Raw genomic sequence first — 597 nt, 5'->3', positions numbered from 1 at the left:
CCGGGATCTACCGTGTCGGTTGTCAAGCAATGGCAGCTCCTTTCCAGGGCTGACCTGACTTGAGGACGGCGTTGGCGAAGACGACGAGGCGGCGCAGGACGGCGATCAGGGCGAGCTTGGCGGGTTTGCCCTTTGCGATCAGCCGCTCGTAGAAGGGTCGCAGGACAGGGTTGTGCCTGCTGGCTGCGATGGCGGCCATGTAGAGGATATGGCGTACGGCCGCTCGGCCACCATGGATGCGTGCGGGAGCAGCCATGGTCCCACTCTTGTGGACGAACGGAGCCACTCCAATCAGGGCCGCAGCCGCTTTGTTGTCGATCCGGCCGAGTTCCGGAACGGAGGCGAGCAGGACGAGCCCCGATTTGGGGCCGATCCCTTTGATGGTTGCGAGCAGCTTTTGATCTCGCTTGAGATCGAGACGCTGACGAACGAGCTCCAGCATCCTTTGGTGGATCAGCTTGTCTTCAGCCTTGAGAGCCTCGAGATGGGTCGTGATTGCCTGCCGCAGCTCGCTCAGGCGCGTGGTGCCGAGCCTGCAGGTCTCGGCATGGATCATATGCTTGAGCTGATCGCGCCGGCTGGCGAGTTCAGAGAGTG

The 597-nt window shown here is 62.5% G+C and carries 1 protein-coding gene; it reads right to left on the bottom strand.

All coding sequences use genetic code 11. From position 1 onward, the window contains the following. Positions 1 to 22: 22 nt before the first annotated feature. Positions 23 to 597, bottom strand: a 575-nt coding sequence (locus tag Q2941_RS51850; protein WP_458197579.1) for a transposase, incomplete at its 5' end; no start/stop codon positions are given.

It is taken from the genome of Bradyrhizobium sp. UFLA05-153, assembly GCF_054185185.1.
Note: the sequence above shows the minus strand (reverse complement) of the source record. Positions and strands in the feature narration are given on the sequence as shown.